The organism is Paenibacillus sp. J22P143 (genome assembly GCF_059692035.1).
In genome coordinates this window covers 509987-536416 of sequence record NZ_JCAUAQ010000001.1, presented here as the reverse complement: position 1 = coordinate 536416, position 26430 = coordinate 509987, and the positions used below count along the sequence as shown (strand labels likewise).

25 protein-coding genes are annotated in these 26430 nt (G+C 46.1%); 18 read left to right on the top strand and 7 right to left on the bottom strand.

Annotation, left to right across the window (positions count from 1 at the left end; genetic code table 11):
* Positions 1-89 precede the first annotated feature (89 nt).
* Positions 90-1736, top strand: a complete 1647-nt coding sequence (locus tag AC58PQ_RS02710; RefSeq protein WP_497240423.1) for a hypothetical protein — start codon at positions 90-92, stop codon at positions 1734-1736.
* A gap of 24 nt (positions 1737-1760) precedes the next feature.
* Positions 1761-2720, top strand: coding sequence for an acetylxylan esterase (locus AC58PQ_RS02705; RefSeq protein WP_497240422.1), 960 nt, complete (start codon positions 1761-1763; stop codon positions 2718-2720).
* A 17-nt stretch (positions 2721-2737) separates the two neighbouring features.
* On the opposite strand, the gene AC58PQ_RS02700 is transcribed toward AC58PQ_RS02705, so the two are convergent.
* Together AC58PQ_RS02700 and AC58PQ_RS02695 are read right to left on the bottom strand one after the other, a co-directional pair.
* A complete protein-coding gene (locus AC58PQ_RS02700; protein WP_497240421.1) occupies positions 2738-3655 on the bottom strand; it encodes a helix-turn-helix domain-containing protein in 918 nt (305 codons plus the stop codon).
* 1 nt (position 3656) lies between these two features.
* Positions 3657-3863, bottom strand: coding sequence for a YrzA family protein (locus AC58PQ_RS02695; RefSeq protein WP_477590763.1), 207 nt, complete (start codon positions 3861-3863; stop codon positions 3657-3659).
* A 185-nt stretch (positions 3864-4048) separates the two neighbouring features.
* Between AC58PQ_RS02695 and AC58PQ_RS02690 the strand changes: the two genes are divergently transcribed.
* The 6 genes from AC58PQ_RS02690 (at position 4049) to AC58PQ_RS02665 (ending at position 11938) form a co-directional block, all read left to right on the top strand.
* Positions 4049-5803, top strand: coding sequence for an ABC transporter ATP-binding protein (locus AC58PQ_RS02690; protein WP_497240420.1), 1755 nt, complete (start codon positions 4049-4051; stop codon positions 5801-5803).
* Positions 5784-7607 carry an ABC transporter ATP-binding protein gene (locus tag AC58PQ_RS02685; protein ID WP_497240419.1) on the top strand — a complete coding sequence of 608 codons (1824 nt, stop codon included), beginning with the start codon at positions 5784-5786 and terminating at the stop codon, positions 7605-7607. Before AC58PQ_RS02690 ends, AC58PQ_RS02685 begins: the two co-directional genes overlap by 20 nt.
* Before the next feature lie 86 nt (positions 7608-7693).
* Positions 7694-9907, top strand: a complete 2214-nt coding sequence (locus tag AC58PQ_RS02680; protein ID WP_497240418.1) for a GDYXXLXY domain-containing protein — start codon at positions 7694-7696, stop codon at positions 9905-9907.
* 36 nt (positions 9908-9943) lie between these two features.
* Positions 9944-10822 carry an EamA family transporter gene (locus AC58PQ_RS02675; RefSeq protein WP_497240417.1) on the top strand — a complete coding sequence of 293 codons (879 nt, stop codon included), beginning with the start codon at positions 9944-9946 and terminating at the stop codon, positions 10820-10822.
* 109 nt (positions 10823-10931) lie between these two features.
* The gene (locus tag AC58PQ_RS02670) at positions 10932-11561 is read left to right on the top strand and encodes a hypothetical protein (protein WP_497240416.1); all 630 of its coding nucleotides are present in this window, start codon (positions 10932-10934) and stop codon (positions 11559-11561) included.
* 140 nt (positions 11562-11701) lie between these two features.
* On the top strand, positions 11702-11938 hold the full coding sequence (locus tag AC58PQ_RS02665) for a hypothetical protein (protein WP_497240415.1): 237 nt from the start codon (positions 11702-11704) through the stop codon (positions 11936-11938).
* Between the two features lie 548 nt (positions 11939-12486).
* On the opposite strand, the gene AC58PQ_RS02660 is transcribed toward AC58PQ_RS02665, so the two are convergent.
* The 4 genes from AC58PQ_RS02660 to AC58PQ_RS02645 form a co-directional block, all read right to left on the bottom strand.
* Positions 12487-13734 (bottom strand): threonine synthase, encoded by a 1248-nt coding sequence (locus AC58PQ_RS02660; protein WP_497240414.1) that lies wholly within the window; start codon positions 13732-13734, stop codon positions 12487-12489.
* Positions 13735-13768: 34 nt separating this feature from the next.
* On the bottom strand, positions 13769-14515 hold the full coding sequence (locus tag AC58PQ_RS02655; RefSeq protein ID WP_497240413.1) for a YheC/YheD family protein: 747 nt from the start codon (positions 14513-14515) through the stop codon (positions 13769-13771).
* Complete coding sequence (gene panD, locus AC58PQ_RS02650; protein ID WP_497240412.1) at positions 14508-14909, bottom strand: aspartate 1-decarboxylase; 402 nt, start codon at positions 14907-14909, stop codon at positions 14508-14510. Before panD ends, AC58PQ_RS02655 begins: the two co-directional genes overlap by 8 nt.
* 209 nt (positions 14910-15118) lie before the next feature.
* Entirely contained in the window at positions 15119-15883 is a 765-nt protein-coding gene (locus AC58PQ_RS02645; protein WP_497240411.1) for a sulfite exporter TauE/SafE family protein, read from the bottom strand.
* 185 nt (positions 15884-16068) lie between these two features.
* Between AC58PQ_RS02645 and AC58PQ_RS02640 the strand changes: the two genes are divergently transcribed.
* Together AC58PQ_RS02640 and AC58PQ_RS02635 are read left to right on the top strand one after the other, a co-directional pair.
* Complete coding sequence (locus AC58PQ_RS02640; RefSeq protein ID WP_497240410.1) at positions 16069-17394, top strand: MFS transporter; 1326 nt, start codon at positions 16069-16071, stop codon at positions 17392-17394.
* A 166-nt stretch (positions 17395-17560) separates the two neighbouring features.
* The gene (locus tag AC58PQ_RS02635) at positions 17561-17995 is read left to right on the top strand and encodes a GNAT family N-acetyltransferase (RefSeq protein WP_497240409.1); all 435 of its coding nucleotides are present in this window, start codon (positions 17561-17563) and stop codon (positions 17993-17995) included.
* Positions 17996-18062: 67 nt separating this feature from the next.
* Here the strand turns inward: AC58PQ_RS02635 and AC58PQ_RS02630 are convergent, their stop codons facing one another.
* Positions 18063-18959, bottom strand: a complete 897-nt coding sequence (locus tag AC58PQ_RS02630) for a helix-turn-helix transcriptional regulator (RefSeq protein ID WP_497240408.1) — start codon at positions 18957-18959, stop codon at positions 18063-18065.
* Positions 18960-19105: 146 nt separating this feature from the next.
* On the opposite strand from AC58PQ_RS02630, the gene AC58PQ_RS02625 reads away from it, so the two are divergent.
* The 8 genes from AC58PQ_RS02625 to AC58PQ_RS02590 all read left to right on the top strand — a co-directional run bounded on the left by AC58PQ_RS02625 (position 19106) and on the right by AC58PQ_RS02590 (position 26400).
* Positions 19106-20236: a Gfo/Idh/MocA family protein gene (locus tag AC58PQ_RS02625; protein WP_497240407.1), complete on the top strand. Its 1131-nt coding sequence runs from the start codon at positions 19106-19108 to the stop codon at positions 20234-20236.
* Positions 20237-20272: 36 nt separating this feature from the next.
* The gene (locus AC58PQ_RS02620; protein WP_497240406.1) at positions 20273-20755 is read left to right on the top strand and encodes a hypothetical protein; all 483 of its coding nucleotides are present in this window, start codon (positions 20273-20275) and stop codon (positions 20753-20755) included.
* A complete protein-coding gene (locus AC58PQ_RS02615) occupies positions 20650-21033 on the top strand; it encodes a DUF4091 domain-containing protein (RefSeq protein ID WP_497240628.1) in 384 nt (127 codons plus the stop codon). Before AC58PQ_RS02620 ends, AC58PQ_RS02615 begins: the two co-directional genes overlap by 106 nt.
* A gap of 899 nt (positions 21034-21932) precedes the next feature.
* Entirely contained in the window at positions 21933-22766 is an 834-nt protein-coding gene (locus tag AC58PQ_RS02610) for an electron transfer flavoprotein subunit beta/FixA family protein (protein WP_497240405.1), read from the top strand.
* 24 nt (positions 22767-22790) lie between these two features.
* A complete protein-coding gene (locus AC58PQ_RS02605; RefSeq protein WP_497240404.1) occupies positions 22791-23936 on the top strand; it encodes an electron transfer flavoprotein subunit alpha/FixB family protein in 1146 nt (381 codons plus the stop codon).
* A complete protein-coding gene (locus AC58PQ_RS02600) occupies positions 23933-25243 on the top strand; it encodes an FAD-dependent oxidoreductase (RefSeq protein WP_497240403.1) in 1311 nt (436 codons plus the stop codon). Before AC58PQ_RS02605 ends, AC58PQ_RS02600 begins: the two co-directional genes overlap by 4 nt.
* The gene (locus AC58PQ_RS02595; protein WP_028554142.1) at positions 25240-25527 is read left to right on the top strand and encodes a ferredoxin family protein; all 288 of its coding nucleotides are present in this window, start codon (positions 25240-25242) and stop codon (positions 25525-25527) included. The genes AC58PQ_RS02600 and AC58PQ_RS02595 overlap by 4 nt, the downstream gene beginning before the upstream one ends.
* Before the next feature lie 360 nt (positions 25528-25887).
* Entirely contained in the window at positions 25888-26400 is a 513-nt protein-coding gene (locus AC58PQ_RS02590) for a DinB family protein (protein WP_497240402.1), read from the top strand.
* Positions 26401-26430: the final 30 nt, after the last annotated feature.

Sequence of the window (26430 nt, the reverse complement as noted above, 5' to 3'; positions counted from 1 at the left end):
TAATAAAGTGAAACGCTTCAATTTTATTATTTTAGCGTCATCGCTACCCTGAATATACCTACATAAGCTTCAAACTAGGAGATGACAATTTGACTACAATACAGCAACGACAAGACGAGATCATCGCTAACATTGCGGCAGCAGCCTATAAGCAACCTGTCTTGAGCAACGGGTTTCTTTTCGAAGGGGACATTCGCGATAATTTCTATTACGCTTCCTATCTATTCGCCGCATCTGTGGATCCTGCAATTGCTTTCGAAGGTGATCGCATAGAGGCAAAGGATACAGCTGAGCGAGTTTTCCATCATTTACTTGAGATCCAAGATCAAGATCCGTCCAGCGGTACTTATGGTCATTGGCCGCTAAACTTAAGACCTACGCCTCAAGAGGCGTCCAAGAATGCTTTACCGGTCGAGCTCATGGGCAGCTTGATGGTTTATTTTGTACAGCGATATCAAGAGCAGATGAGTGAAGCCCTACGCGTGGCTTTTGATAAGTCACTTCGGCATGTGTATGATAGCAACTTTTATCGGAAGCCAATCACGTCTTATAGTCACCACGAAGCCAAATATACGGCAGCAAAGCTGATTTTCGGACAACGCTATGAGGATGAAGCGTTACTCAACGATGGATACGAAAGTTTGCGATTGACTCTTACACGCGTCACTACCAAAGGAATGTCGGAGTATGGCGGATTGCCGTGGTTCTGGCATTGGGTACAGGCCTTTACCTGCGCTTGGCAGCTTAGTCAAGACACGGAGATCCGAAGCGAACTAGCTCGATTATTGGATTATCTTTGGAATCAACGCGCAACTTACTACCTTGGCGGCGCATGGACAGGTCCACATTCGCGAATTTGGCCGCATGATATACCTAAGGATACGAATGTGCTGCACGATTATGTGCAATTCGGGGATTTCAAGCTGCCGGCTCATATGCCAAGGACCGAATTTGCTGGTTTTCTTGTATATGAAGCTCCTGCACAAGCCATTCAAACAGCCCTGCATCGGTCATCAGTGCCTGTTGAAATTAAACGACAAATTCCTAAGCAAATTAGTCAAGCTCAGCATGAGAATGACGTGTTACACAGTTACGTATATCACACTGAGAGCTTTGCAATGGGCGGCATGTGGGAGCGAATTCGCGAGTTTGATAACGAGCAGCACCGCTGGGACGTTGCCTTCCCGCTCGATCACGTGTCAGGCGTGAATCATGCCTATTTTTTCCATCCGGATGTGGATCAGCCAGAAGGAGATTTACGGCATCAAAGCGAATACACAGAAGTACTTTTTCAACGGAATGTCATCATGGCTTCCTATTCCATACCTGAAGATAAGCCTTCTTACATTAAAGGTTGTTTACCGCTAGGTGAATGGGTTGAGGCATCAAACGGACTTTTCGGTCGGATTGCCAATGTGTACATGGCTGTATTCATCCAGCAACCGTACAGCCGTGAGGTTCTTGAGGATCGCTGCTTTGTAACTAGCCGTGGTAGCACGAATGCAGTTGTCGTCGAATGTATCGATCTCACAACAGCGGAGTCACATGGAATTAACGATGTCCATCAATTTGCGGCAATGATGAAGGGCAAGCAACCTACATACGAAGCAAATCACACAATCACTTACCATTCTTTGAATAACCAAACATTGTTGTTAAGCGGCGATCGGGCGAAGGAAATCAGTAGACGTGTCGATGATGAATCCATCGATTTCACTTCCTATACGGTTGCTTAAATTCATAGAAATGAGGATGGACATATGCCAGCAATTGATTATCCTTTAGAAAAGCTTCTCACGTACGAAGGGCGAAATCCAAGACCCGAAGACTTTGATGCGTACTGGGAGCGTGCCATTGCTGAAATGAAGGCGGTTGATCCCCAAATCGAGCTTCGCCCAAGTGAATTTCAAGTACCGTATGCGGACTGCTTTGATCTGTATTTCACAGGCGTCAAGGGTGCTCGTATTTACGCGAAATATATTCGTCCGAAGCACGTAACTGAGCCGCATCCAGCAATCGTACAGTTTCATGGATATTCCGGTAATTCAGGGGATTGGAACGATAAGCTTTCCTACGCAGCGCTTGGCTATTCCTTCTTCTCTATGGATTGCCGCGGTCAAGGCGGGTTATCCGAGGATGTTGGCGGAACCAAAGGGACGACATTAAGAGGACACATTGTTCGTGGTTTGGACGATCATCCGGATCAGCTCTTATTCCGTGATATTTTCTTGGATACCGCACAACTAGCGGGGATTGCGATGAGCATGCCTGAGGTTGACCCTGCACGTGTAGGTGCGATGGGAGGCTCGCAAGGCGGTGCTTTGACGATTGCTTGTGCAGCATTGGAGCCACGCATTAAGAAATTAGCACCCGTGTACCCGTTCCTCAGTGACTATAAGCGCGTGTGGGAGATGGATTTGGCGAAGGATGCTTATCAAGAGTTGAAGGACTTCTTCCGCCGTCATGACCCGCAGCACAAACGTGAGGAAGAATACTTCACGAAATTGGGCTACATCGATATTCAAAACTTAGCGAATCGTATTCAAGGTGATGTGATGATGGCCGTAGGTCTCATAGACACCGTATGCCCGCCGTCTACACAATTTGCAGCATATAATAAGATCAAATCAAATAAAAAGCTGGAAATCTTCCCTGATTTCGGTCATGAAGGACTACCAGGCTTCGGTGATTTGACTCTCCAATTTATGTTGGATCTTTAACAAATACAAAACCACTCTCATTCAATTGATGCGAGTGGTTTTTTGCGCTCAGCCTGCTGCTGGCGATATTGGCTCGGTGTGACACCGATCATTTTTTTGAAAAGCTTATTGAAGAATTTCATGTCCTGATACCCGACAAGTGTAGCAATATCACTAATTTTATCGGAGGTTTCACGTAAATACTGACAACAAGCTTCCAGACGGGCGTGCTGCACATACGTTGTGAAGCTCATGCCCGTGAGCTTTTTCAACTGTCGTTGGAGCTGACGCTCACTAATCGATAGCTTTGTCGCCGCCTCTACAAGCGTTAGTGGGTTGCTGCAATTCATACGAATATAAGCCAGTAGATTCTCTATGCTTTTCATACTTGCATGTGGAACTTGCGGAAGCTGCTCCAACTTCGCACGATGCATATACACAAGCAGCTGCTCAACACAGGCCTGCATAACAGTAATAAAGCCGACTCGCCGAGCTTTATATTCGAAATGTAGTCGCTCAAACAGAGGCTGGAACTCACCGTTTTGCTCATGAAAGGAGAGAAATTCCACAGCTTCATTCGGTTCAGCTGCTTTTTGAAAGAAAAGTGGAATTTCTTGCTCACCCATCGTCGCTGCATGTCGTAGTAATTGATTCATCCATGCCTGCGTAAAAATACAGTTATAAACGATGAGCGGTTTTTTCTGATTCGTCCCGGAAGGGCGGAACACATGAGAAATGCCAACCGGCAGGAAGAAAAGGTCTCCTTTGGTTACCTGCATTCTGACGTTGTCAATATAGTGTGATCCGCTTCCTTCTGCGACATAGCTGATCTCGATGAAATCATGTGTGTGCTGCTGCATGTCGAAGGATTCGTGAACGCGATTCACATAGAGAGGAAGTTCAGGCACAAAATATAAGTGGCCACCCGATTCCGTAATGCTGCGTTTGATCGTCATCCTATTTCACTTTGAAATGAACAACAGCGCTATACAGCATTTTGCCGGCATTCGGGTCGAATACGATGTTATGCTGGATGGCATAAACATCGAGCATCAGCGCCTTGTTATTGTCGATTTGTTCATTGATTTTCTTTTCAAGTGTTTTTAAATCATAGGCCTGAAAAAACTCAATTTTGTTCTCAATGCGATCTAAAATAAAGTCCATTGATCCTGCGCCTCCTTTAGTTATATGTAAATTTATGACGGCTTCTTATATTATAACGCCAATATCTGATATAGGAAGTATAACTGAATAGGCGTATACTGGGAAATGACAGGGGATCGGACGTTTAGCATACAAATGTAAAGCCTTACATGCCAGTCAAAATTGGAATGGGGAGTGATGTCGTTTTGAAGCCTACACGGTTATTGGTTGATTTCTTATTAAAGAAATGGCTGTTGTATGTCATCGCCGCAATTTCGATTACAGTAGGGAATATTGTCTACTCGTATTATCCCAAGCTGCTAGGGATGTTTACGGACCAGCTCCAGAAGGGCGGACTCAGTAAAAGCTTAATTGCTCAGTATAGTGTGCAGCTGCTCGTCATAGGTGTTACCTTTGGTGTATTGTGCGCGATAGGGCAATACATGATTATGCGGAACGGGCGACGCTTCGAATTCGAAACGAGAAATCGCTTATTTGATCATTTTACCCGATTGGGCGCAACCTTTTATTCGAAGAATGGCGTCGGTAAGCTGTTGAGTTATGTGATGAATGATGTCACAGTCATTCGAGAGTCGATCTCTTTAGGCATCAACCAGATTACGAACTCCGTGATATTAATAACGGCCGCTATTGTTTCGATGCTGTTCAGCTCCATTCCGCTTTATGTTATTCTGATCTGCATACTGCCCTTATTACTCATTCCTGTGCTTTCCGTAAAGTTTCAGCCTGTGATTAAGTCGCGGTCTTTAGAGGTTCAAGAAGCATTAGGAACCATGACGGAGTCAGCCGAGGAGCAATTCGGAGGCATTCGTGTTGCCAAGAAATTCGCTGTAGAACCGATTATGATTAGCCGATTTAGTGAAACGGTCGATCGCATCCGTGACAATCAGTTAAGGTTAGTTCGACTTTCCTCGTTATTTGAAGCTTTAATTCCGTTTCTGGGTGCGGTATCGCTCATTATTGCGATTGCCTTCGGGGGCTATTTGACGATTCATGGTCGAATTACAATTGGGCATTTCGTTGAATTGACGCTGTATATTCGAATGATGGTCAATCCTTTGCAGCAAATTGGACGTGTGATTAATGCGCTGCAGCGCTCACGTGCCTCCTTAGAACGTGTAAATGAGCTGCTAGTGATGGAGGCCGAAATTAAGCAAAATGAGCTTGCCCAGCCTACGCATCTCGATCAAGAAGAAATTCGCATTGAACATTTGTCCTTCTCTTATCCTGATGATGAAGATGAAGTGCTCCATGATATTTCACTGACGATTGAACCAGGGAAATCGATCGGTATTATTGGTAAAACAGGCAGCGGGAAGTCTACTTTGATGAAAATCATGCTGCGTATCTATGATCCGCCGGAAGGGACCGTATGGATCGGGGACAGCGATATCCGTGATGTGACGCTTGAAAGCTTGCGAAATCAAATCGCCTACGTGCCGCAGGAGGGCTTTTTATTCAGCACGTCCATTCGCGATAATATTGCGTTCTTCCGAAGGGAATCCTCAATAGAACAAGTGGAACATGCTGCCAAAAAGGCGCAAATTCTATCCAGCATCATTTCATTTCCAGAAAAGTTTGAGACGAAGCTCGGTGAACGCGGGGTCACCTTGTCAGGGGGGCAACGTCAACGAACGAGTTTAGCCAGAGGGATTATTAAGGATTCTCCCTTAATGATTCTAGATGACAGTGTCAGTGCGGTAGATTCGGTGACGGAGAAGCACATTATTGATGCGATTCGGCAAGAACGATTGAATAAGACGACCATCTGGATTGCGCATCGCATCTCAGCACTCAAGCACACCGACGAAATCATCGTGCTGCATGAAGGAAGAATCGTTCAACGTGGTACACATGATCAACTGCTTGAGCAAGATGGCTTGTATGCAGAGTTATATGCGATACAGGAAGGAGACAACGATGATGTTCAAGCGGAATAAACCTCCAATAGCGCATGAGAAATCGCAAACGCCCTTTCGTTCGTTAGCTGTGTACGCCAAACCGCACAGGCTTACCTTCATAGCTGTTGTCATCTGTGCTCTGTTAGGCATCGCGGCAGATTTGTTTCAGCCGTATTTGGTCAAAATTGCGATTGACGATAATCTGATGATCGGTAAAAATGATTTCAGCGCGCTGATCATGATCTGCTTGCTATACGGGATATTATCCATCTCGAGCCTGATTTTCAGCTATTTGCAAAATAATCTGCTGCAATTCGCAGGTCAGAGCATCGTAGCGAAAATACGCAAGGATTTATTTCAACATATTTTCAAGCAATCGATGTCCTATTATGATAAAACGCCAAGCGGCAGTCTCATCACCCATGTGTCTAGCGATACGGAAACCTTGAATCAGTTTTTCACCCAAGTGCTTTTGAGCTTAGTGCGTGATAGCATGACGTTGATTTTCATCATCGTACTCATGTATCATTTGGATCCAATGCTGACAATGTACAGTATGATTGTCATTCCCATCATCGTCCTCATCGCGGTGGGCTTCCGCCAATATATGCGCAAAACCTATCAACTGTCTCGTTCAAAGTTATCCCAAATGGTAGCATTTACAGCTGAGAATTTATCAGGTATGCATCTCATTCAAGCCTTTCATCAAGAGAAGGAGCAGATGAGTCGCTTTACGGATAAGAACACAGGCTATTTCCGAGCAAACCTGAGAGAGATTCGAACGAATGTGTTATTCAACCGCTCATTTGACATTTTGGGAAACTTATCAATCGCCTTTATTACTTGGATTGGCGGGATAGCTGTCTTTGATAAAGCGATTGAATTTGGTGTACTCTACGCCTTCATCACGTATATTAGGCAGTTTTTTCAACCGATTAATAACATCACGCAACAATGGAATACTTTGCAATCTACGCAAGTTTCCATGAGTCGGATTTGGAACATTTTCTCTGCACAGCCTGAAGTAAAAGATAAGGAAGCCTCCGAGCTGATCCAGCTAATCGACGTCAAAGGTGACATCCATTTTGATCATGTTCATTTTGGGTATCAGAAGGACACGGCTGTCATCGAAGATCTTAACTTACATATTGCTCCTGGCGAAATGATCGGAGTTGTAGGTACAACAGGTGCAGGCAAAAGCTCCCTGATCAGCTTACTTTGCCGCTTCTATGATGTGCAGGGAGGCAACATACGGATTGATGGGATCGATATTCGGGACATCTCGCAGGCTGAACTCCATCGGACAATTGGCTTAGTACAACAAGAGCCGTATTTATATGCGGGCAGCATTTTTGAAAATGTAAGCATGTTCGACCCTGCGATTTCACGTGAGACTGTTATCGATGCCTGCAGATTGGTCGGGGCCGATACACTTATATCACGCATGAAGGATGGGTATGACACGCGGATTTCAGAGAGAGGAAGCGGGCTGTCGGCAGGTGAGCGGCAATTGATTTCTTTTGCTCGTATCATCGTATTCCAGCCCAAGGTGCTCATTTTAGATGAAGCTACAGCCAACTTGGATTCGCAAACGGAGCAGCTTATTCAGACTGCGCTGAGCATAGTCGCACTAGGAAGAACGTCGATCGTGATTGCACATCGTATTTCAACGATTATGCATGCCGACCGTATTATTGTGATGAGTCAAGGGGAAATTGTTGAAGAAGGAACACATGCAGAGCTGCTTGCACTTCAAGGCGTTTATGAGGAATTATATCACCATTCACAAGGAAGTCAGGCCCAAGGGAATGAAGCCAGTGGTCGGATTTCATCCATAGGCTAATGATCAGGTACTAGGAATAGATAGTACTTCTCAAATCGTGGATCTCCTGTACAATTAGAAGTATGGTAAGAGAGGAGATGAACAGCATGAAATCCAATAAAATCATGATTCAACTAGGTTATGTATTGGGGGCTAGTGCTCTTTTAACTGCTATCGGTTACTTCTATGCATCGAACTGGGAGAAGCTTAACCGATTAGAGAAATTTATTCCGATATTTGTGCTCATTTTGGGATTCTACGGGTTTTCCGTTTGGCTTTCGCGTCAAGTTGGAAGAGAGTTTTTAAGTCAATTAAGCTTGTTTGCTAGTTGTATTTCCTTCGGGGTTGGGGTAGGGTTGATCGGTCAAACCTACAATTCACACGCAGACAGTTATAGCTTGTTTCTCGTGTGGTTCCTGCCAGCTATTCTATATGCGATCTTAACCAGGTGGCAGCCCTATTATGTCTTAAGTTATATTCTTGGCCACCTCGCATATGGATTGTACTTCTTTCCCAAATGGGGGAGTTATTCCGAATCGGAAGGCACTACAATCGCCATTTGGTTAGGTCTAGCGCTCGTGAACGGCACCTTGTTCATGTTGTTTGAGAAGGGACGCTTACAATCACCATTTCTAAAATGGGTGACCTTTCAAGCGACGCTGTGTATACTCATTATCATGTCTGTGTCCCATATGTTTGAACACTATGGGATATGGATGAATGTACCTCTTGCTGCTGTGCTTGCACTTGCGGTGATGTATGCGCACAAGACACAGAATAAAGTGTATCTGTTGTTCTCAGGGCTATGGATTTCGGCCGCGATTACGTGCAAATACATTGAAATTATCATCGAATATCATAATGAATGGTTTTTTATCGTGAGCTTGTTGTTCTTGATCGTGTTTATAGGGGCTAATGTTATGTTCATGAATTACGTTCGTGCATGGCGGCCGGCCTCTGAGAGAACTAAAAGCGAGATAGATATTGATACTGCTGATGCGGAGAAAGGCGATGGAGACTTCACCAAGTGGGTCGTTCGCGTCCTTACAATATCCGTGATTATCATCGGTTCTCTGCTAGGCAGTTTTACACTGATCGGACTCGTGACTGTCGTTCTAGGGTTTGATGATCCTGCCAATATATTGATCGGATATGGATTTCTTTCCGTCATCGGGATGTTAGCCGCGAAGAAATTTAATGTGTTGGCGCGGTTTACGATTTTAATTAGTGGGTTGATGTTGGGGACTGGCGCGGCTGTCGGCACAGAGCAATCTTCGATGCTGCTCATCTTTCTAGCGCTAACACTGGTCGCTTTTGTATATCTGCAGGGTTTGCTTACACGAATCCTATTCTTCTTAGCATCTGTCATCATCTTGGCCTTTGTTTTGTACGACTGGATGAACAGCGGTGTCGCTGTGCTTAGCATACTTGCCGGCTTACTCTTCCTGCTATTCGCTGGCGGTCAGTTAATTCGTCAGTCTACTTTCCGAGAGCCAGTCCTGTACAGCAGCCTCCCATCCTTCTTGTTAGCACTTTTCGCGTTAACCTTCATAACAGAGTCTGGGTGGTACTATGTCACGAATGTACTGTTCTTCTTGTTAGTTCTAGCCGCGATCCTGGTAAGCAGACAACTTCAGGTTCGATGGATTTTCGTGTGGTCTATGGGCTTCTGGATTGCCTTCCTCGTATACAAATATTACGATTTGGCATGGAAGCTTCTGCATAAATCCATTAGCTTCGCGATTATTGGAATTCTGATTCTAGGAATCACAGTATGGATTGAAAAAAGGCAGGGAATTGAAGCTGACGATGCCTCGTTAGTTCGTCCAGCATATGGCGTGAATCGTTGGATCATCGCTTTATTAGTTTTACTACAAGTAGCGGCAATGTCTTTGCAAATTGGCAAGAGTGAGTATCTGCTCAGCAACGGTAAACTGATCAAGTTGGAGCTTCAGCCGCTCGACCCGCGTTCATTGATTCAAGGTGACTATGTGCGCCTGCGCTACGTGATTTCGGAGCCTGAGATTTATCGACACGTGGAAGATATGACGTCCAAAGGGAAAATAACCGTTGTTCTTGCACCCAGTAGTATTTCGGATGTGTATGAGTTCCGCCGGGAATATCAATCAGGTGAGCAACTTGCACCTGATGAAGTTCGCTTGAACGGTGAAAGAGTGGGGTATGAAGGAATCGCATATGGCATTGAGAATTTCTTTATCCCAGAAGGTACTGGGAGAGATTATGAACAAAATGCCAAGTTTGCTGAAGTGAAAGTATCTGCAAGCGGGGATGCGATCTTAGTACGGTTAACAGAGAAGTAAGTCAGCATCTATAGAAAGAATGAGGTAACAAACATCATGTGGCTCCTATTTTCCGTCCTCGCGGCACTATGCTTTGGGCTGCGAGGCATTCTATATCATTGGTCAAGTCAGCAATCGCTAAATCGAAATGTATTGCTCTGTGGCACCTTTGCGATGGGCGCGGTCGTGAGTTTAGCGTGTGCCCTAATTTGGCAGTCGGAGTGGGAAGTATCGGCGCTGATCGGGATTCAAATGGGGTTGTTCTCCTTTGGAGCCAATGCCAGTATGTTTAAAGGCTTCGCAGTGGGCAAGGCTTCGTTAGTCGCGATTTTGACAGGCTTGCCCTCTGTCGTGGTCGTACTTTTTGCATATGTCCTGTGGGGTGAACGGCTGAACTTGCTTCAGCTGTTTGCCTTTGTTGTCATTGTTATCGGTATCCTATTTGTCAGGTATTCCAATGATATTACGTTGAAAAACTTACAAGGCGCAGGTTGGGGAGTCGTTGCTCTCCTTTTATTTGCTGCCAATGACTTGTCCAGTAAATGGACAACCCTTGTACATGCATCGCTATTTCCAACCTTGTTCTATATGTTTGCAACGGGTACCATTTGCTTCGCTATTTGGTGGTGGAGAAATAAGAAGACTTCTTCGCAGGAAAAAGCGGGAAATGCTTCTTCGGGTAATGACTGGACAGAACGTAAGACGTTCCTATTCGGTATGGTTGTTGGCATTACCAATGTGATGGGGATGATTCTCATCATTCAAGGTTTTGCGAATGGGATAACAGGACTGGTTTCGGCTGTCGTCGCCCTGAATGTGCTGATCGTACTGCTGTATACGCGATTTATTTTGAAGGACAAATTCTCGAAGATGGAACAATCCGGCTTAGCTATTGCCATGATTGGTATACTGATGATGAAGCTAGTTGCTTCGTGAAAATGCGTTTCAACATATAAATTACAACATATACTTTCTGATCTGGCGTAAATGCGTTACAATAGGTATATTCGTGCCATTAAGAATGATTCAGGAGGCTTTAACGACAATGACAGACAAAGATATCGAAACAGAAGCAATCGTAGAGAACGAACATGATCCAGAACGTGATCAGGCCCAAGTCATTATTACATGGTTCCAACATATTCTTGAAATTGTGAAAGAACAATTTCCTGAGTACGAGGCCGAAGGTCAAATTGGTAATAACCCAACCTATGGTCCGATGTTTGCTTTTACACTTAAAAAAGACGAGAAGTCCACAGCATGCGGATTTTTCTTAAATGAAATTATGAGAAACTTCCAAACGAACCCGAATGCAGGCCTGTGGTTGTCCTCTTTCTTCGTTGATTTGTTGAGAAGCGACGCAAGTCACCTTCTTCCGAACCCACCTCAATCCGAAGATGAAGCCAAAGAACTGTTGGACAAGCATATTGTTCCCTATTGTGCGGCTACCGTTCGCGAAGAGTTCCCTGATCAGAAGATCTATGTAGATCTGGAGCTTCATGAGGAGCACGGACCAGTTCTTGAGGCAGGGTTTGTTGCAGTTGAAGATGGCAACAACACCTGTGCACTACCTTTGCAATATTTAATGACCTTATATTTATTGAACCGTGACCCTGCAGAACCGCTGATTCAAGCGATGTATCGTTTGTATGAGGAAAACAATTTAGGACAATAAATATCGAATTAAGAAGCAGCCAGGAGGGATTCCCTCCTGGCTGTTTGTGGTGTGCCACGCATGGCGATTAACTAGGCGGTGAAAGTCCGCTGTGGGGGTTTGTAGTTACCAACCACTAGCCAAGAGCAAGGGTGTCCATCGTGAGGTGGAATCTGAAGGAAGCTGGAGGCAAAATTCCGACTCGAGGAACTCGAACATCATCAGGCATTGGTTATGGGACGAGCTTGCCATACAAAGCGAAGTCCAATCAACTACACGGACATGCCAGTGTAAATGGTGCGGGTGTATGGAAGGAAAGTGAATCGTCTTACCGTGGGAGGTCTCATGGACGTGAGGAGATGGATTTCGAACCACGGTTGAAACAAGATTTATCATGAGAAGTCAGCAGAAGCCATAGTACCTTGAGCAGTCGACGGCTTGAGGGAAGGGCTGAACCTAAGGAGGTGTCGGTCAATGAAAGTTACTAAAGCAAGAGAAAAATACAGCCAACCTCCAGAATCGGAGGGCTTCACGCAGAAGAATAGTGCGGAACGCGAAGGATCTGTGGGAGCGAACAGTCCTGCATATTAGATACGCTGCATATGATAATGACTATTTTTCTATAAAGTTGTACATGTACTTAGGGGAAAGTGTAGGGAAGCAGCCTATTGGAGGAATTTGTCAAACAAACAGTCGTCAGTTCTCCATTATCACTGCTAGTGTAGCAGTAGGAGCAGGATCCAGAGTATGAACGACAAGATTACACTTGCTTCTTAAGGCCACTTCATTGCTGCTCACTTTAGCTTTTCGCGGGAATCTAGGTTTGTCCGATAAAAAGAACCGAGATACTGGAAAAATTCGAGTATCTCGAACCAGTCAGCCGCGAAAAGAACCGAGATACTCGAAAAATTCGAGCATCTCGATCAACAGCGGCGTCACTTACAGACTATAAGTTCCGATAAACCATAAAGTCATCATAGGTCTGAATAATGGGAATCGCTGCACTCGTCCCAAGCTTTGCATATTTCATCGCATGCGAAGTATTGAATAACACGACAGAGTCGCTGGGACGAAGCCAGCCCTTCTCACACAGGACAAGCATAGCGGCCCATGTCGCCGCGCCCTCTGGGGAAGAGGAGATGCCATCCGAGCCTAAGCTTTGCGTGGCATTCGCAATTTGCTCTTTGGAAACAGCGATGGCGGTTCCGCCGCTTTGTTCAACTATCGACAGCAGGAGTCCTAAATCCGGGGGATTAGGGACTCGCATCCCAGTCGGATTGGGTATGATTTTGCCCCCTGAAGGCTGAGCCGCATCACTATCAGGCATCGGACTAACCGCCGCCAACGCATTTTGCTGAACACCATCCACAATAGGCTGGCAGCCTTCCTCTTGGACACAAACGAACCTAGGCATGTCGCAATTGATGAATCCTAAGGACTTCAGCTCCAAAAAGCCTTTCCACATGCCAATGATGCCAGAACCTCCACCCGTGGGATAGATAATCACATCAGGGAATGTCCATCCCAATTGCTCGGCGAGCTCAAATCCCATCGTTTTCTTGCCTTCTACCCGGCCGGGTTCTTTCAACGTACCGACATTCACCCAACCTTGCTCCGCTCGACCAGAGTCGATAATCGCGGCGGCATCATGAATAAAACCGTCGACAAGAACCGTCGTTGCTCCGTACAAAGGGCACTCATCCACAATGAGTGAGGGGCAGTCCATGGGGATAAAGACAAAAGCTTGAATCCCGGCTCTTCCTGCATACGCGGCTAAAGCACTTGCTGCATTCCCATTGGAAGGAACAGCAGCTTTCTTAGCGCCAGCTTCCTTCAGTAAGGAAACAGCAACAGAAAATCCGCGTGATTTAAAGCTGCCCGTAGGGTTCTGCTCTTCTCTCTTGATCCAAATTCGATGAAGTGAAAGCTTGCTCTCCCAGCTTGGCATACGCAGCAGTGGCGTCCAGCCTTCTCCTAAGGAGACGACATTTTCAGGATTACGAACAGGTAGCAGCTCTTTATAACGCCACATTGAGGGGGAACGCAGCCGCAAGGATTCTTTCGTGAAAGACCGCGCAACGTGCTCCAGATCATAGTCAACCAATAACGTGCCACCGCATTCGCATTTCATGTTTTGATAGCGGAAGGGCAGCTTTGCAGAACATCGTGAGCAATACAGCTCCCATTGTTTCATTTCTGGGCCTCCTCAGCGTCTCCGGCAGGGGCGGTCAACGGCTTTTCCTGCTCGCATGAAATGATTTGATTTTATGGAACGCAGCTTTGTTAGGAAGTTTCAAGAATAGTTCGAGCATGGGGGCAAAATTCACTTCGATAATCCAAACATGTCCCTGCTTATCAAAAGCCATATCAATGCCCATGGTTTTCACCCAACGGTAGGAAGGACCTAACTTTGCTGCCGTTCGAAGTGCGACCGAATGCAGTTCTGCGAGGAGTGCAGAAGTCTGCAGGTTCTGAAGCCCAGAGTTCCCGAGAGCGTTCTCTACGGTGACAACCTTCCCGCCGCTCCTGCGAATATTTGTGACAATAAAGCCTTTGCCGGTCACCTTAGCGAGCATCCCTGTCACTTGCCAATTCGCATTCGTGTGCCGTTGAACCATTACTCTCATATCAAAGGGACGGCCATTCTTGGTGGCAAGGTTGATACGTTGTTGGACGATGTAATTTTTACTCGCTTTCTTTTTAATAAAAGCGTTAATTTCCTCCGGTTCAGAATATGTCCGTTTTTTGGCTCCATCTTGAAATTCGTAGGTGGAGCTTCCCACAGTTTTGACCCGGATGACACCGTTCCCGCCATAACTGCCTGTCGGTTTAAGGATGATTTGACCATATTTGGTCAACATGCTCCAGAAGCTGCTAACGCTCAACCAGTCCGTTTCAGGCAAAAAAGCTTGAAGCTTCTTTGAGCCACGCAGCAGTTTATATTTGGTCCATTTACTCGTTGATCGATTACTCATACGCTTTCTCTTCTTGCCTTTGAATGACTAAATCATGTTCCTCCACCTGAAGGAGCTGGTTATGTTCATCAACGAAGACGACCTGCGGCTTGAGTGTACGAATTTCCTCTTCGTTCATAAGCCCCATGCTAAGGATAATCACGAGATCGCCAGGAGAGAAGAGATGGGCTGGCGGACCGTTTAATCCGATTTTGCCGCAGCCTTCTGGTGCGGGAATGGCATACGTTTTCCAACGTGTGGCATTCCGAAGACTGGTGACTTGAACCATTTCATAGGGATAAATATTCGCTTTGCGCATCAGTAATCCATCAATGGTAATGCTGCCTACATAATCCAAATCGGCTTCCGTTACGGTCGCGCGATGAATCTTCCCTTTACACATTAGTCGCTGCATGTGCAGTAGCGCTCCTTTATTGTCACATGTTGTTCTTCACAGCGTATGAGAGGGACAAGTATCACGGTGTAGGCATGGGCCTATTTCTATAGAAAAATGGGCATCGCGAATGGGGGAATTATTACATGTTTATTTCCTGGGTAACCGCAAAATCCGACATGCGCGTCCCCATATACAAAAAAGCAGAGCCCAGGGCTCTGCTCCAATTATTAAATTAATTTAAGGCCGCTAATTAATACTAAGCTGGCAATAATCGTACGAAGTACATTCGTAGGGGCTTTCGTTGCGAGCATACTGCCGATGAGCACGCCAGGGATTGAACCGATGAGAAGATTCATGACGAGCGAGTAATTTACATTTCCCAAACTGGCATGAAGAATACCTGCCGTCGAGGAGAGGAGGAAAGCATGCGCGATATCCGTACCAACGAGTTGAACAGGAATCATTCGGAAAAAGTAGAGCATGGCAATGGCATATAAGGAGCCGGAGCCAATAGACGTTAGACCAACAATGAAGCCTAGAACAGCACCAATCGTTATCGTCAACCAGCGTTTCTCTTCTAAAGATTTCAGCTGCCAACGATTTTCTTTTAGCCGATGTCCGAAGAACACTTTGAACAAGGTCGCGAAGGCTACCAGAATCAACACATATCCGAGCGCATGCTTGATGATGACTTCTTGATTGTCGAAGAAAGAGTCGAATACTTTCAGGAACACGACGGCAACGAATACGCCAGGAATACTGCCTAGAGCAAGCATTTTAACCAGCTTAAAGTCGATTGTTTTCTGCCGCCAATGCTGGATCGTACCGAAAAGCTTCGTAATCGAGTTATAAAGTAGATCAGTACCTACAGCAATGGAAGGATGAATGCCAATTAAGATTAATATCGGAGTCAGTAAGGAAGCGCCGCCAACCCCTGTCAATCCGACCAGAAATCCTACAATCAAACCCATTAGAATAATACTTAAAGTCATGTTGTCATGTCCTCTTTTCAATTACCCACTAAACACATTGGATTAATTTTAGTCCCGTATTAGGCATTTGTAAAGAGAAATTTTCCAGGCTCATCTCTTATCCCGAGTAAATGGCTTGCTATTCATGGAATCTGGAATCAGTTATAATGGTTGGATGTGTCAAAGTCAGCTTGGGAGGAATAACTATGCGTAATCGAACTACCGTTATGGTCAGTATCGTACTGGCCATGTTAGTGGCGTCTATGGATACGACAATTGCCAATACAACGATGCCGATCATTGTGAATGACATTGGAGGGAACAGCCTGTTTGCCTGGGCATTTACTTCGTATATGGTGCTTTCTACCGTTCTTGCACCTTTAGCAGGGCGTTTATCGGATTTATTTGGGCGTAAAAGAATATATGCCACGGGTATTCTATTGTTTCTTGGGGGCTCTGTCCTCTGCGGATTATCGGATAGCATGGTGCAGCTTATTATATTTCGAGCCATTCAAGGGATTGGCGCAGGGGTGATGATGCCATTTCCATCGATTATTGCCGGAGATATCTACCCAGTCGAGCAGCGGGGGAAGGTGCAAGCCTTTTTTACGGGCATGTGGGGATTATCCGCCATCTTAGCACCTACGTTAGGTACGTTTTTTGTAACATACTTGAGCTGGCGCTGGATTTTCTTCGTGAATGTTCCGATTTGTCTCATTGCATTGCTAGCCTTGCTCCCATACAAAGAAGTTTACCAACCGAAGAAAGCCGTGATCGACTATTGGGGGGCGCTCCTTTTTGCTGCGGGGATTTCTTCCTTACTTCTTACAACTGTGGTCCACTCCTATACCTACATCTATGGTGCCGTTGGTGTTGTCCTGCTTGTCGTTTTCTTCCTCTATGAAAAAGGCCATGCAGCCCCGATCGTTCCTCTGGATCTGATGCGTAATCGGCCAGTCGCCTTCATGATTGGCGGCTCGTTTCTGAGCTGCGCCGCACTTTTCGGGACGGCCAGCTTCATACCATTGTATTTGCAAAATCAAGGGTACTCGCTATTCGTCAGCGGTATTGCGCTGCTTAGCACATCCATCGGGTGGATGGCTGTTGCTGTACCTAGCGGGAAATGGGTCATACGCTTCGGCTACAAACCGCTGCTGGTAACGGGGAATGTACTACTTGTCATCACCGCGGTGTTACTATTCTTTATCCGTGAAGGCACCTCTTTTTGGTACGTATTTAGCGCGCTTACGTTGTTGGGTCTTTCGTTCGGACTTCTGTTTACAGTATCAACAATTGGCGCTCAGCAGTTAGTCGAAGCTCATCAGAAGGGGATTTCGACCTCGCTGCAGCTATTTGCGCGAAATATCGGCACAGCGGTAAGCGTGACGGTAATGGGGGCGATTTTAACGAAATCAGACACGTTCTATACCGGCATCCATGGGATGTTCGTTTATGGGTTAATTGCAAGTGTAGTGGCTTTTGCAGTGCCATTAGCGATTCATTCAGTGAGGAAAGAGCCCTTGACGGGATAATGTCTGCACATATTCATTTAAAGCCGTCCGAAATATGGGCGGTTTTTTCACGTTAATTTGGTTGTCGCCAAGTGAGAGCAAGTCAGATCCGTCGGACGTAAGTTGACAGCCTGCTCCCATTAGTAGAATATTAGAGATATACGAATATAGAAAGAAGTGAGTGTACGTGCTATTGAATGTGAAGTCCCGTATTCATGACGGCGAAATTCAACAATTACTTGCCTACAGCGTGTTTCCAGATCCAGATTCTCTACAAGAAGCCCTCAGCCATTATGAAAATAATGAAAATACATGGTTATTTGCCTATGAGTCGGAAGGCTTACCCGTTGGAATTATTGGATTTGAGCTGAATGATAAGCAGGAAATGACACTTCGCCATCTCGCAGTTGAACCTGAGAGCAGAGGGGAAGGCTTCGGACGCGGCATGCTGCTTGAAATTATTGATGATATGCAGCCAGTTCGAATTACGGCTGAAACCCATGAAGATGCCGTGCAATTTTATCGTAATGTGGGATTCGTGATTCGCAGTCTTGGAGAGAAATATCCGGGGGTAGAGCGATTCCAATGTACATATGAGGTCGAGGAAGACGAAGAAGAATAAAAAAAATCCCGAGTGACTGCAATTATGCAGCATTCGGGATTTTTTTTGCAAATGTGAAGATGACGGCTTACATGCGCGATTTGACCGTTCTGGCATACTCTGAGGGACTCATTAAAGTTGCTTTCTTAAAAGCTTTGGAGAAATAGTGGACAGAACTAAAACCTAACTGCCTAGAAATCTCAGTGAAATTATAAGTTTCTTCGCGAATCAGGATTTTCGCCTGATCGATTTTCAATTTGGCGAAGTACTCCATAACTGTATAACTCGTATGTTTTTTGAAAAGGTCTTTGAGCTGTGTTTTGCCGACACAGAATTGTTGGCTGATCTCGTTCAGAGTGAGATGGGCATCGATGTGTTCCGCCATATAGCTCATCACTTTGCTTGTCAAATCGTGGACAGACTTCTCCTTAGCTACCGTAGAGAGGGAAGTATCAGCTTCTGTTAGTGCTGTTTTCCGAAGTAAACGTAACAAGAGAATCTCCAAATAACTTTGTATCATTTGCTCACTACCAACCGGTGCATCCAGCCTGCGTACGAGGGGATGACCGAATGGAAACTGAAAGGCATGCTGGCCTTCCCTCACGATCTGGGCAAGCAAATTGCGTTCCTCATCCTCTAAATAAAGCACCTTGTGCTCAAAAAAATGCATCGATTTCGAATGACAATCGAACGTCATGACGATTAAATTGGGGGCTTTTCCTTTGGTTGCATAGAAGCTATGAAATTCATTGGGTTTATGGAAAATGATAGACCCTTGCTTAAGCAAGTAGATATTCTCATCAGCATGAACTTCCACCTCGCCGCGATCGACGTAGAGAAATTCCCAGAAGTCATGCTTCTCCCCATTGAATGAATAATCTTTACCAAACTCGAAGTAGTGCATCGTAATCACTTTATTGATAACTAGACTCATTTTCAAATGCGTTCGTTGATACTCGTGGGGGTTCTTTTCGCTAATCGCCATGGGTGTCACTCCTGATATGTCAATGCAAAGTGTATATCTCTATCATATCACAGCGTAAATAACAAAAAAATCGGCTTTCAAGACAAAGAAAAGGCGGAGGTCATCTTTTATAATCAAGGTATCGTAAAGTTTGAGGGGGCATAGGCATGAAGATAGGTGTAATTGGGTATGGCAAGAGGATTGAGACAGTTATTAATGAAGTGATGAAGGCAGATGCGGACTGCCAAATTGCGGCGATTGTAGACATACGTAAAGATATGATTAAAGCTCAGCTTGACGAAAAAGGTTGGAATCACGTCAAGTATTATGATACACCAGAACAAATGCTGGAGTCAGAGCAATTAGACGGCGCTATGATCGGCACGCGTTGTAATCTTCATACGACGATGGGGCTGAAGGCCTTACGACATAATCTTCCCCTCTATATAGAAAAGCCAGTAGCTACTACCTATTCAGATCTGCTTAGTTTAAAACAAGGTTACGAAGCATCAACTTCACCTGTTGTTGTCTCCTTCCCCTTGCGAACAACCTCCATTGTGGAGCTAGTTAAGGAAATCGTTCAATCTGGCAAAATTGGCACGGTTGAACACGTGCAGGCCATTAATAATGTGCCTTATGGTCGTGTATATTTCCAAAGTTGGTACCGCAATGAGGAGGAAACCGGTGGGCTCTTCCTGCAAAAAGCAACTCATGATTTTGACTATATCCAAGCTATACTGGGTCAAACGCCGGTAAGTGTATGTGCAATGACCTCCAAGCAAGTATTCAAAGGTAACAAATCAGCTGGACTCAAGTGTGTGGATTGTGAAGATAATCGCACCTGTTTAGAGAGTACCGTTGCGGCAACAGAAGAGTTAGATCCAACTTGGCAATATTGCTGTTATGCCGAAGATACAGGAAATGAAGATTCAGGAAGCGCGTTGTTCCGATATGAAAGCGGCATGCATATGTCCTACTCACAAAACTTCTTTATCCGCAGAGGTGTCGCTGCTCGTGGTGCACGATTCATGGGATATAAGGGAACAGTAGATTTTGATTTCTATAGCGGTCAAGTCAAGGTGTATATGCATCATACGGCGCGTGTAGAAACCTATGAGCTTGAAGCAGGTAGCAATCATTTCGGCGGTGATGAGAAGCTGGCAAGTAATTTTGCAGCGGTCATGAAGGGAAAAGCGAGCTCCATTTCGACGCTTGACGATGGCTTGATGAGTGCTCTAATGTGTATGAAAGCGCAAGAATCTGCACGTACAGGGACTTTCCAAGCTTTAAATTGGTAAGATTTCATTGGAACTAGTTATGTTGATGGGAGTGGAGTGGGATCGAATGGAGAAAAAGAACCATTTAACCATTTTCAAACCATGAGCTTGAGCTCATTATCCAAGGTTTTTGCCGATGAAGCTGCCTATAGGCACGCGACAGCTCTTAGAGGTGAGAACTTCGCTTTCCAGGTTGCTTACACGTCGAATGAGCTTTTGAAAAACATAGGTGTTGGAGTCTATACGACCCTGGGACTTCCAGTTACAATCCGAGCAGTTGGCCTCGTGCCTTCGGAAATGCCCTGTCATCCAGACCATGATGACAATGTGCTTCGTGTGGAACCGGGGGTGTATCCCGATCCGCTGTATCCGCTTGATGATCTAAATGTAACAGCTCTGCCAGAGCAAGAGAGTCGAGTATTTCGAAATCTCGCATTTATTTACCCAGTGGGGCGCCAAACGTACAGGGGTTTCTACATTGGGGCTATAACTTCTATTACTCCCAATTTTCTATTAAACAGTTGGACCCATTCAAAGTGACGGATGCCTTGCATGCATTTCCTTCGGGAGACAGCTTCATCGTTTATCCAGGTGAAACGGGACCTATTGAGTCGATTCGTTTGGAAGTATTCTATGAAGCGCTGCAGGATTTACGTGCCTTAGAACTACTCGAGACGTTGATTGGCAAAGAGCGTACAATTGCTTTACTAGAAGATGGCTTATCAGAGCCGCTTACGTTCTCAGTCTATCCGCGTGGCACGGAATGGATGCTCGAGGTGCGTGAGCGAATTAATCAAGCGATTGCTACCTATAGTTAAAAAGGTTATAAACCCGAAAAAGCTGCTTCCTCATGAAATGGGGAAGACAGCTTTTTTTGGTGCGTAAATATGAATGAACCCAAACCCAACCCAACCCAACCCAACCCAACCCAACCCAACCCAACCCAACCCAACCCAACCCAACGCACCCGACCTCGAACGCACCCCGACCCCGAACGCAACCCAACCCGACCCATCTGATTAAACAAATATTCTGTTGTATCTACAATAATTTTGTGAAAAAAACTGTATTACTTTAGAATATTCAATTTGGGTAAATCAGCAGAAGATCGATTGGAAAGTTATTTGGCAAATCTCTTGAATTACCCTTCCGAGTTTCTTGTAGATGTCACAGAAAAGGACTACTTGTGAAGTAGTCAGTCGAACGGAGGGTAGAGCTATTATTCTGTTGTATCTACAATATTTTCACGGAAGAACCTGTATTACTTTAGAGTGTTCAATTTGGATAAATCAGCAGAAGATCGACAATTTGGAATGTTCTTTGGCAAATTTCTTGAATAACTCTTCAAAGATACTTGTAGATGTCACAGAAAATGACTTCTTGTGAGATAGTCAGTCGAACGGAGGCAGAGCTAGTACGAAGAAAGCAACACGAATGCTAGTCTTATACGTGGATCAGTAGCATTAACCCTTTCAAACACGTTCTAAATGGGTTGGATACAGAGCTTATTAACAGCGTCCACGAGCGCGAGTTTCTATCCGAATTTTTTCTTTGTTTAGTCAAGTTCCTCTCGTTCGCGCATATACTGTGTTAGATTGCTTTGAAAGCGATTCCGCATCGACTTTTACGTGACAAAATTCACAATGATGACAGGCTATCACAGGCCAGTGGTCAAAAGATGCAAGCCAGTTCCCCGCAGAAATAGGAGGGTGCAGAGATGCTGCATATTGTCGTTTGTATTAAACAAGTTCCGGATTCTAGAGAAATTCGCATTGATCCCAAGAATAATACGCTCATTCGTCAAGGTGTTCCCAGCATTGTGAATTTCTATGATATGCATGGCTTGGAAGAGGCATTGCGGATTAAGGATGAACAAGGTGCGCGCATTACGGTCGTCACCATGGGACCACCACCAGCCGAAAAAGGTCTGAAAGAATGTATCTCACTTGGCGCCGATGATGCGGTTCTGGTGACGGATCGTGGTTTTGCAGGTGCGGACACGCTGGCTACGTCGTACGTTGTCGCTCGAACGATTCGCAAAATTGCGGAAACGTGGGGGCCAGTGGATATCGTTTTTTGCGGAAAACAAACATTAGATGGCGATACGGGACAAGTTGGTCCGGGGGTAGCGTGCCGTTTAGATTTGGAACAACTTACCTATGTTAACAAAGTTGTTAAAGTCGATGAAGAAAATCGTAAAGTGCGCGTTCACAGGCTTTTGGAGGATGGGATTGAAGTCGTTGAGACAAGCATGCCAGTTCTGATTACCGCACTGAAAGAACTGAATAAAGTGAGACGCGCTTCGCTGCCGGGCATGATTCGAGCGGCTAGATATAAGCCTACTGTATGGACAACAGCTGATTTTCCAGATTTGGAGCGGGCAAAGATTGGGCTCAAAGGCTCGCCAACGATTGTTGCCAAAACATGGGTGCCTGAAATTAAAGCGGTGAAAACGAAAATGATTATGTTTGAGAGCGCAGAATCCGGGGCTGCTCAACTCGCCGACCAGCTGCTGACGAGGGACATGCAGACCGTGTTAGATTGGGTTTGATAGATAGGAACGGAGGATGACACGATGGCAAAGGAACAATCAACCGAACAGGTAGATCCGGCGATGCCGGATTGGTCAGCATATCGAGGTGTTTTGATCGTTGTTGAGCAGCGCGAGGGTATCGCGAAAAAGGTGTCTTGGCAGCTGCTAGGCGAAGGCAAGAAGCTTGCAGCAAAGCTGGAGGCGCCGCTCATGGCGCTTGTCATCGGCGAGAATGTCGCACATCTCGCCGATGAAGCCGTGCACTACGGCGCCGACCGGGTGTATCTCTGCGAAGCCCCAGAGCTTCGCGATTACAGGACCCGGCCGTACAGCCGGGTCTGCTTGAAGCTGATCGAGGATGCGAAGCCCGAGATCGTGCTGTTCGGCGCGACAGCGACGGGCCGTGACCTGGCAGGTGCGATCGCAACGCACCTGCCGACGGGGCTGACGGCCGACACGACGCAGCTCGACGTGGAGCCGCCGCCGTCACGGCTGCTGCTGGCCAGCCGGCCGGCTTTCTCCGAGAAGATGATGGCCACCATCCTCTGCAAGCAGTACCGGCCGCAGATGGCGACAGCGCGGGCCGGCGTTTTTCAGGCGCTGCCGAAGGACGCGGAGCGCCAAGGCGAGATCGTGCGAATCGAAGCGACGATGCGCGAGGAAGAGATTGACGCGCAGGTGCTCGACTTCCTGCGAGAAACAGGCAAGCTCAATCTCGAGGACTGCGAGATTATCGTAGCTGGGGGCCGCGGACTTGGCGGGCCCGATGCCTTCAAGCTGCTCGCCGAGCTTGCGGAAGCGCTCGGCGGTGTCGTTGGCGCGTCCCGCGCTGCCGTTGATGCGGGCTGGATCAGTCACGAGCATCAGGTGGGGCAGACGGGCGCCACAGTGCGGCCAAAGCTTTACTTCGCCATTGGCATCTCCGGCGCGGTGCAGCATACTGTCGGCATGAGCCATGCCGATGTGGTCGTCGCGATCAACAAGGATGAGAAAGCGCCCATTTTCCAATTTGCCCATTATGGCCTTGTTGGCGATTTGTTCAAAATTGTCCCCGCCATCACCGAAGAATTCAGGAAACGCCGCACACTTTTCGGCATTCACCCGCCATCAGTGGTTGATGCTTCGATATCCACCACGCAGACGCAGTCAGAGGCGACCTTCGCCCGAGAGAGGAGTGAAGCGAAATGAACGAAAAATTCGACGCAATCGTCGTTGGAGGAGGTCCAGCTGGAGCAGCAGCAGCCCTAACCATGGCGCGAGCTGGCTTATCGGTTGTACTTCTCGAAAGAGGTGAGTTCCCAGGGGCTAAGAACATTTTCGGTGGCGTCCTCTATCGGAAGCAAATCGAGGAGCTTGTTCCTGAGTTTTGGACAGAGAAGAACTTTCCGATGGAGCGCTACATTGTAGAACAGCGGATCTGGATGATGGGCAAAGAGTCCATGGTCACCTTCGGCCATCGGAATGAAGCCTATAAGGAGCCTTATAACTGCTTTACAGGCCTTAGGGTCAAATTCGATCAGTGGTTCGCTGAAAAAGCAGTAGCAGCGGGTGCCATTCCGATATACGAAACCGTGGCGCTGGACGTCATTCGTGAAGGTAACAAAGTTGTAGGGGTCCGAACGGACCGAGATGACGGTGATTTGTATGCGGACGTTGTCGTCATTGCCGATGGCGTTAACTCCCTGCTCGGTAAAGCCATGGGGATTCATAAGGAATGGATGCCAGATGAGGTGTCTTTGGCGGTAAAAGAAGTTATTGCGCTGCCACGGGAGAAAATTGAGGACCGCTTTGGTCTTGAGGGTGACGAAGGGGTCACCATTGAATTTATGGGCGAAACCTCGCTCGGCATGGCCGGCATGGGCTTTCTTTACACGAATAAAGAAACGATCTCGTTAGGGGTCGGTGTCATGGTGAACCATTTGCGGGATAAAAAGGTGAAGCCATACGCCGTGCTCGATGCCGTCAAACAGCATCCGATGATTCGGAAACTCATTCAAGGCGGGGAGACCAAGGAATATTCCGGTCATCTGATTCCCGAGGGCGGGTTTCACTCGATTCCTACGTTATCAGGCGATGGCTGGTGTGTCTGCGGCGATGCTGCGCAATTAATTAACTTTGTACACCGCGAGGGGACGAATCTGGCTATGACCTCGGGGCGTCTTGCTGGGGAAGCGATTATCGAAGCGAAAGCGCGCGGGGATTTCTCAGCCCCTACGATGCATCTCTACGATAACAAAATTCGAGCTTCTTTTGTCCACAAGGATTTGCAGAAGTACAAAGGTATGCACCAATTTTTGAAAGAACAGGATCCGGAATTATTGTTTGATAGGTTGCCTCGTGCCGTCAATGAAGCCGCCTATAACATGTTCCTCGTGGATGGTATTACGAAAGCTGAGAAGCAAAAAATGGCCATGAAGCTAATCAAAAATGCCGCAGGCGGTACAGTCAACTTGATGAAGCTGGGCTACAAGGGATGGAGGGCGATGAACGGATGAGTCAAAGTGATATTTCAGATAAACTATTTACCATTCGTTACAAATGCGATGATAAATCTCACCTCGTAATTAAAGACAAACAAACTTGCTTGAATTGTGTGACGAAGGACTGCAATTATTTCTGTCCTTCGGATGTGTATGAGTGGGAAAAGAAGCTCAAAATAACGACGGTTGCCTTTGAAAATTGTATTGAATGCGGTACGTGCCGTATAGCGTGTCCTTCGTATAATATTGACTGGGTTTACCCTAAAGGCGGACACGGCATGACTTATAAATACGGCTAATCTAGTAGGATTCATGTAAGTAGAGCCAAGACCACACATGGTCAAGGCTCTATTTTGTGTGGGAAAAACGACATTCCTCCAAATGTAGGTGTAGATTCTCCATAGTTTTGTTTCCTTTAGGATACGATAATAGACGATAGGAGGGATTTATAATGTCGATTACTTTTGAACATGAACAAGGTATATTCCATTTACAGAATATGCATATGAGCTATGTGATTCAGCTTAAAACAAAACAGCAGTAATCGAACTACGACTATGCCCCCACTTTCCCGTAAGCATATTCATTTTTGGAGCCAATTGCGATATGATAGTGAGATTCAAATCATTTTCGTAAGTGGGGAAGGGAGACGAATCAACATGTTGCAACGTCCAAGTCACGACGAATATTCATCATTCTATACGGGGTATATCGGGCTGGTACCCGATGGAGAGTATGTTTCCATTTTGAACACGCAAGAAAAAGCTCTAGTAACCTTATTCTCAAGCCTTAGTGAGGATCAGCTCTTAACTCGCTATGCACCTGGAAAGTGGAGTCTGAAGGAGGTTTTGGCTCATATTACGGACACGGAACGCATCATGAGCTACAGGTTACTTCGTATAGCCCGCGGAGATAAGACGGATTTACCTGGTTTTGATCAGGATATTTTCATTGCCAATACGTCTTTTGACGAAGTGTCAGTAACGGATTTGGTTAAGGATTTCCAAGCGGTACGACAGACTACTCTGGCGCTCTTGCCGACGATCTCAGACACAGCCTGGACTCGGACAGGAACAGCGAATACATTCACTATTTCTGCCCGCGCCATCGCGTATGTAATCGCTGGACATGCGCAGCATCACTTGAACGTGGTGGAGCAAAAGTACATATGAGAGAAAAAGCCTGAAATCCATCATCTGTGG

Excerpts from the sequence above, each read along its gene's own strand:
- AC58PQ_RS02705 (WP_497240422.1), top strand. The coding sequence starts at position 1,761 with ATGCCAGCAATTGATTATCCTTTAGAAAAGCTTCTCACGTACGAAGGG.
- AC58PQ_RS02700 (WP_497240421.1), bottom strand. The coding sequence starts at position 3,655 with ATGACGATCAAACGCAGCATTACGGAATCGGGTGGCCACTTATATTTT.
- AC58PQ_RS02695 (WP_477590763.1), bottom strand. The coding sequence starts at position 3,863 with ATGGACTTTATTTTAGATCGCATTGAGAACAAAATTGAGTTTTTTCAG.
- AC58PQ_RS02685 (WP_497240419.1), top strand. The coding sequence starts at position 5,784 with ATGATGTTCAAGCGGAATAAACCTCCAATAGCGCATGAGAAATCGCAA.
- AC58PQ_RS02680 (WP_497240418.1), top strand. The coding sequence starts at position 7,694 with ATGAAATCCAATAAAATCATGATTCAACTAGGTTATGTATTGGGGGCT.
- AC58PQ_RS02675 (WP_497240417.1), top strand. The coding sequence starts at position 9,944 with ATGTGGCTCCTATTTTCCGTCCTCGCGGCACTATGCTTTGGGCTGCGA.
- AC58PQ_RS02670 (WP_497240416.1), top strand. The coding sequence starts at position 10,932 with ATGACAGACAAAGATATCGAAACAGAAGCAATCGTAGAGAACGAACAT.
- AC58PQ_RS02660 (WP_497240414.1), bottom strand. The coding sequence starts at position 13,734 with ATGAAACAATGGGAGCTGTATTGCTCACGATGTTCTGCAAAGCTGCCC.
- AC58PQ_RS02655 (WP_497240413.1), bottom strand. The coding sequence starts at position 14,515 with ATGAGTAATCGATCAACGAGTAAATGGACCAAATATAAACTGCTGCGT.
- panD (WP_497240412.1), bottom strand. The coding sequence starts at position 14,909 with ATGCAGCGACTAATGTGTAAAGGGAAGATTCATCGCGCGACCGTAACG.
- AC58PQ_RS02645 (WP_497240411.1), bottom strand. The coding sequence starts at position 15,883 with ATGACTTTAAGTATTATTCTAATGGGTTTGATTGTAGGATTTCTGGTC.
- AC58PQ_RS02640 (WP_497240410.1), top strand. The coding sequence starts at position 16,069 with ATGCGTAATCGAACTACCGTTATGGTCAGTATCGTACTGGCCATGTTA.
- AC58PQ_RS02630 (WP_497240408.1), bottom strand. The coding sequence starts at position 18,959 with ATGGCGATTAGCGAAAAGAACCCCCACGAGTATCAACGAACGCATTTG.
- AC58PQ_RS02625 (WP_497240407.1), top strand. The coding sequence starts at position 19,106 with ATGAAGATAGGTGTAATTGGGTATGGCAAGAGGATTGAGACAGTTATT.
- AC58PQ_RS02610 (WP_497240405.1), top strand. The coding sequence starts at position 21,933 with ATGCTGCATATTGTCGTTTGTATTAAACAAGTTCCGGATTCTAGAGAA.
- AC58PQ_RS02605 (WP_497240404.1), top strand. The coding sequence starts at position 22,791 with ATGGCAAAGGAACAATCAACCGAACAGGTAGATCCGGCGATGCCGGAT.
- AC58PQ_RS02600 (WP_497240403.1), top strand. The coding sequence starts at position 23,933 with ATGAACGAAAAATTCGACGCAATCGTCGTTGGAGGAGGTCCAGCTGGA.
- AC58PQ_RS02595 (WP_028554142.1), top strand. The coding sequence starts at position 25,240 with ATGAGTCAAAGTGATATTTCAGATAAACTATTTACCATTCGTTACAAA.
- AC58PQ_RS02590 (WP_497240402.1), top strand. The coding sequence starts at position 25,888 with ATGTTGCAACGTCCAAGTCACGACGAATATTCATCATTCTATACGGGG.